This window comes from Mesorhizobium sp. M1A.F.Ca.ET.072.01.1.1 (assembly GCF_004023325.1).
In the GTDB taxonomy this organism is placed as follows: domain Bacteria; phylum Pseudomonadota; class Alphaproteobacteria; order Rhizobiales; family Rhizobiaceae; genus Mesorhizobium.
The window spans coordinates 1-5,178 of the sequence record NZ_RZSF01000399.1; the positions used below are offsets into that span (position 1 = coordinate 1).

The 5,178-nt window shown below is 65.3% G+C and carries 6 protein-coding genes and 1 pseudogene; all 7 read left to right on the forward strand.

Features of this window, described 5'->3' with window-relative positions:
- Positions 1–457, forward strand: a 457-nt coding sequence (locus EOA32_RS32710) for a di-heme oxidoredictase family protein (RefSeq protein WP_128373931.1), incomplete at its 5' end; no start/stop codon positions are given.
- Positions 457–1,536: an imelysin family protein gene (locus EOA32_RS32715; protein ID WP_082980510.1), complete on the forward strand. Its 1,080-nt coding sequence runs from the start codon at positions 457–459 to the stop codon at positions 1,534–1,536. The genes EOA32_RS32710 and EOA32_RS32715, both read left to right, overlap by 1 nt.
- Positions 1,537–1,540: 4 nt before the next feature.
- Positions 1,541–2,647: a DUF1513 domain-containing protein gene (locus EOA32_RS32720; protein ID WP_128373932.1), complete on the forward strand. Its 1,107-nt coding sequence runs from the start codon at positions 1,541–1,543 to the stop codon at positions 2,645–2,647.
- 132 nt (positions 2,648–2,779) lie between these two features.
- Entirely contained in the window at positions 2,780–3,508 is a 729-nt protein-coding gene (gene tsaB / locus EOA32_RS32725; RefSeq protein ID WP_067324508.1) for a tRNA (adenosine(37)-N6)-threonylcarbamoyltransferase complex dimerization subunit type 1 TsaB, read from the forward strand.
- Positions 3,508–4,002, forward strand: a complete 495-nt coding sequence (gene rimI, locus EOA32_RS32730) for a ribosomal protein S18-alanine N-acetyltransferase (RefSeq protein WP_095777510.1) — start codon at positions 3,508–3,510, stop codon at positions 4,000–4,002. Before tsaB ends, rimI begins: the two co-directional genes overlap by 1 nt.
- Positions 4,003–4,029: 27 nt before the next feature.
- A complete protein-coding gene (locus tag EOA32_RS32735) occupies positions 4,030–4,842 on the forward strand; it encodes a lysophospholipid acyltransferase family protein (RefSeq protein WP_128373933.1) in 813 nt (270 codons plus the stop codon).
- 74 nt (positions 4,843–4,916) lie between these two features.
- A pseudogene (locus EOA32_RS32740) lies at positions 4,917–5,178 on the forward strand (tRNA (N6-isopentenyl adenosine(37)-C2)-methylthiotransferase MiaB); the annotation flags it as partial.

The following is a 5,178-nucleotide window of genomic DNA, read 5'->3' on the forward strand; positions in this document are numbered from 1 at the left end:
CGTCACCTTCTATTCGCAGAACCTCGCTGTGCCGGCGCGGCGCGACCTCGACAAGCCGGAGGTTCTTTCCGGCAAGAAGCAATTCTACGAGATGGGCTGCATTTCCTGCCACACGCCGAAATTCGTCACCATGCGCGGCACGCCCAACAAGGCGCAAGCCTTCCAACTGATCTGGCCCTATTCCGATTTCCTGCTGCACGACATGGGCGAGGGCCTCGCCGACGGGCAGCGCGTGGGGGAGGCGAGCGGCAGCGAATGGCGCACGCCGCCGCTCTGGGGCATCGGCCTGACCGCCACAGTCAACGGCAACAGCTTCTATCTGCATGACGGCCGCGCGCGGACGCTCGAAGAGGCGATCTTGTGGCACGGCGGCGAGGGCCAGAAGGCGCGCGACCGCTTTGCCGGCGCAGCTGCCGCCGACCGCAATGCGCTGATCAAATTCCTGGAGTCGCTCTGATGTTTAACCGACGTGCCGCCGCGCTTGCCCTTCCTTTCTTGCTGGCCGCGGCCTTGCCGACCCAGGCCGCGGTCAAAGCTTCCGATGTTATCGGACGCGCGATCGACGGCTTCGTCCGCCCGGCCTACGCCAGCCTCGACGACCATGCCGGAACCCTGACCCAGGCGATGCGCCAGCTCTGCAATGCGCCGTCCCAGCAAAATCTCGACGCGGCGCGTACCGAGTTTTCCGTCACAGTCGAAGCCTGGTCCGTGGCCGAGATCATCGCCTTCGGGCCCATCAAGGAAAACAACCGGCTGGAGCGCATGCTCTACTGGCCGGACCGCAAGAGCATCGGATTGAGGCAGGTGCAGTCGACCCTCGTTGCCAAGGATCCATCCGCCGCCGATCCGGCGCAACTCGCGGGAAAGAGCGTGGCCATGCAGGGCCTCGGTGCGTTGGAATATGTGCTGTTCGGCGATGGCGCCGAAACGCTTGCCAGTAAGGACGATCCCTATCGCTGCGCCTACGGCGCGGCGGTGGCCAGCAACATCCGAGCGATCGCCGGCGAGGTCCGCGAAGCATGGAGCAAGCCCGATGGTTTTGCCTCGCTCTGGGCCAATCCGGGGCCGAAGAACCCGCTCTATCGTGATGGTACCGAGGCGGTTACGGAACTGGTCGGCGTTTTCATCAATGAGCTGGAAATGATCCGCGACGTGCGGCTCAAGGGTTTTCTTGGCGCGAAGCCCGATGCTGACAAGCCGAAGCAGGCGATCTACTGGCGCTCGCAGAACACGCTGAAATCGCTGGCCGGAAATCTGTCCGGCATCGACAAGCTGTTCCAGGCCTCCAAGCTTGGCGATGCGCTGCCCGCCGATGCGCGGTGGATGGCCGAATCCATCCACATCCAGCTGACCAACGGCGTGGCGACGGCGAAGTCTGTTAGCGGCCCGATCGACAAGGCGCTCGCCGATCCGGCGCTACGCGACAAGCTCGAGCATCTCGCGCTGATCACCTCCAGCCTCTCGACCCTGATCGGCACCAGGATGACCGCCGAGTTTGGCCTGACCGCCGGCTTTTCGTCGCTGGATGGTGATTGACGCCGTGACGACGCCGCTCATCGATCGCCGCGACTTTCTGCGTGCCGCCGGCGCCGGCTTCGCCGCGGCGATGGCGCCGCGCGCCTGGGCGGAGACGCTTGCAACGGACGCCGTCTTCGCCACGGCCTTCGTCAGGCGCGACGGCAGCTTCGGCGCCGCCGTGCTCTCCGAGGCCGGCAAGATCCTGCACACGCTCGATCTGCCCGACCGTGGCCACGACGTCGCGTTCGATCCGGTGTCGAAACGCTCGATCGTCTTCGCCCGCCAGCCCGGCACCTTCGCGATGGTCTTCGACCACACCGGCCGCGAGGAGCCTTTGACCATCGCCAGCATCGCCGGCCGGCACTTCTTCGGTCACGGCGTGTTCTCGCCCGACGGCGCGCTGCTCTATGCAACGGAAAATGATTTCGACAACGCCGCCGGCGTCGTCGGCGTCTATGACGCGCGGGCGAAGTTCAGCCGCGTCGGCGAGTTCCCGACCTACGGCACGGGTCCGCACGAACTGCTGCTGCTCGGCGACGGCAGGACGCTCGCCGTCGCGAATGGCGGCATCGAAACGCATCCGGATTTCGGCCGCGCCGAGCTCAACATCGCAACGATGAAGCCTTCCTACACGCTGGTCGACCGCATCACTGGCGACCTGATCGAAAAGCACGAATTGTTTCCGGCGCTGCATCAGCTGTCGATCCGTCACATGGACCGCGACCAGGCGGGCACCGTCTGGTTCGGCTGCCAGTATCGCGGGCCGGCGACTGACCGGCCGGCGCTGGTCGGCCGCGCCGCGCGCGGCAAGGAGCTCGAGCTTTTGGAGATGCCGCAGGACGTGCTGTCGGGCTTCCGCAACTATATCGGCTCGGTTGCCGCCAATCCCGATGCCGGCACCGTCGCCGTGACCTCGCCGAAGGGTAATTCGCTGGCCGTCATCGATGCCGCCAGCGGACGCGTTGTCGCAACGAAGTCGCTGGTCGAAGTTTGCGGTCTCGCGCCGGACGGCGCCGACTTCATGGCAACGACCGGCGCTGGCGAGATCGTCGGCGGTGCGGGCGGGTCGCGCGCCGAACCTGACTATGTCTGGGACAACCACGTGCTGCGCATCGCGGCTGCGGGCTGATCGCTGTCAAGGCCAGCTTCCTGATGTCGCGCTAAAGCCAAGCCGCATAACATTTATGCGGCGTGGCCCTTGCGGCGGCGGGCCATGCCGGGCACAGGGAATGTGTTTTGATCCAGTTGGTTAACCGGCCCTATGAAGCTGCTCGCCATCGACTGCGCCGCCAATCTCTGCGCCGCCTGCGTACACGACGCTGACGCTGGCATCGAGCTTGGCCGCCAGGTGCTCGACCTCGGCAAAGGGCATGCCGAGCATCTGATGGCCGTCATCGAGGCGGCATTGAAGGCCAGCGGGATCGGCTACCAAGGCTTGGACGCTGTAGCCGTCTCGATCGGCCCCGGTTCTTTCACTGGCCTGCGCGTCGGCGTCTCGACCGCGCGCGGCTTGGCCCTGGCGCTGAAGATCCCGGCCATCGGCGTGACGACGCTGGAAGCGTTGGCGGCGGAGGCCGCGAATGCCTTTCCCGGCCGCGCCGTGCTGGCGGCGCTCGACGCCGGCCGCGAGGAACTCCATGCGGCACTTTTCGATGAAGCGTTAGTTCTGACTTACGGACCAATGGTGGCCACGCTTTCCCAAGCGACCGGAATGGCAGTCGATGCGAAAGCGGTCCTCACCGGCACCGCCGCGCCGCTGATCGCGGCGAGCGGACATGGTTTCGACACCGGGCCGGCCGTTGCCACAGCCGACATAGCGACCTATGCCCGACTGGCCGCCGCGAAAGGGCCAGGCGCAAAGCCGAAGCCGCTCTATCTGCGCGGCGCCGACGCCAAGCCGCAGGCCGGTTTCATTCTGCCAAGGCGGAGCCATGAATCCGGGAAGCCGGGTTCTGGAGAAGATCATGCACCAAAGGGAAAAAAATCCTGATGCGCATACCTTTCTTTCAGCCGCGCCGCAGGGATTATGCGCTGGAGCCGCTGACGGTGGCCGACAGCGCCGCCGTTGCGGTGCTGCATCGCGAGGATTTCGTTCGCCCCTGGACCGATGGCGAGTTCGCGGCACTGCTCGAACAGGACACCGTGTTCGGTTACGCCGCGCGCGAGACCGGGCAGGGTGCGAAGCCGCCGGTCGGTTTCGTGCTGGCGCGGCTCGCGGCAGGCGAGGGCGAGATCCTTACGGTCGCGGTGGCTCGCGCCCATCGGCGCCAGGGGCTTGGCTGGCAATTGATCGATGCGGTGCTGCGCGAATTGCATGCGCAGCGCGCCGAGGCGCTGTTCCTCGAGGTCGACGAGACCAATACGCCGGCCATCGCGCTCTATCGCCGGCTCGGCTTCCGTCAGGTCGGCCAGCGTCCGAACTACTACCGGTCGACCGAGCACGGCCCGACCGGCGCGCTTGTCATGCGCCGCGATCTTCGCTAGCCAGACCGTGGGATAGGGCCGGAGCGAATGATCAAGAAATTGCGGATTTTCCTGGCGTTCGGCCTGGTCGCCGCCGGCACGCTGGTGCTGGCGCCGCTGCAGCTCCTGTCGATGAAGACGAGGCTTTGGCCGGAGACGGTCGTCCTCAAAATCTGGCACAGCATGATCCTCAAGGCGCTGGGCATGCGCGTGCACGTCAAAGGCGCGCTCTCGAAAGAGCGCCCCTTGCTCATCGCTGCCAACCACATCTCCTGGACCGACATCATGGTGCTCGGCTCCTTTGTCGATGTGAAGTTCATCGCCAGGGCCGACATGGAAGGCTGGCCGATGATCGGCATGCTGTCCAAGCTGCAGCGCACCGTCTTCATCGAGCGCGAGCGCAAACGCACCTCCGGCGACCAGGCGAGCGAGATCGCCAGACGCATGGCCAAGGGCGATGCGATGGTGCTGTTCGCCGAGGGGTCGACCGGCGATGGCAATCTGGTGCTGCCGTTCAAGAGCACCTTGTTCGGCGCCGCCTCGATGGCGATTTCGGAAGGGGCGGCGGGCCAGGTCTTCATCCAGCCGGTGGCGATCGCCTATACGCGCCTGCATGGCGTGCCGATGGGCCGCCGTCACCGGCCGATCGCCGCCTGGATCGGCGACCAGGACCTGATACCGCATTTGAAGGGTTTGCTTGCCGAGGGCTCGCTCGATGCCGAAGTGCATTTCGGTGATCCGGTGCCCTTCTCCAAGGGTTCTAACCGCAAGGAAACGGCAAGATTGATGGAAGCGAGAGTGCGCGAGATGATGCAGGCTGCGCTCGCCGAGCCGCGTCCCAGTCGTCAGCGCATAGCTTGAAAAACGGACGCGCGGCGCCGTATCCTGCCGGAATTGGCTGTTTTTTGTCGCGGAAAGGCGTTAGAAGCCGCCCGATGGAATTGAACACGATTGAAAGTCACGACATCGGCACCGCGCTCGAGCGCGAGCCGGTGCATGCCCGGGCGGCGAAAAAGGTCTTCGTCAAGACTTATGGCTGCCAGATGAATGTCTACGATTCCCAGCGTATGACCGATGCGCTGGCGGCCGACGGCTATGTCGCCACCGACGCCGTCGAAGACGCCGATCTGGTGCTGCTCAACACCTGCCACATCCGCGAGAAGGCAGCCGAAAAAGTCTATTCGGAGCTTGGCCGCA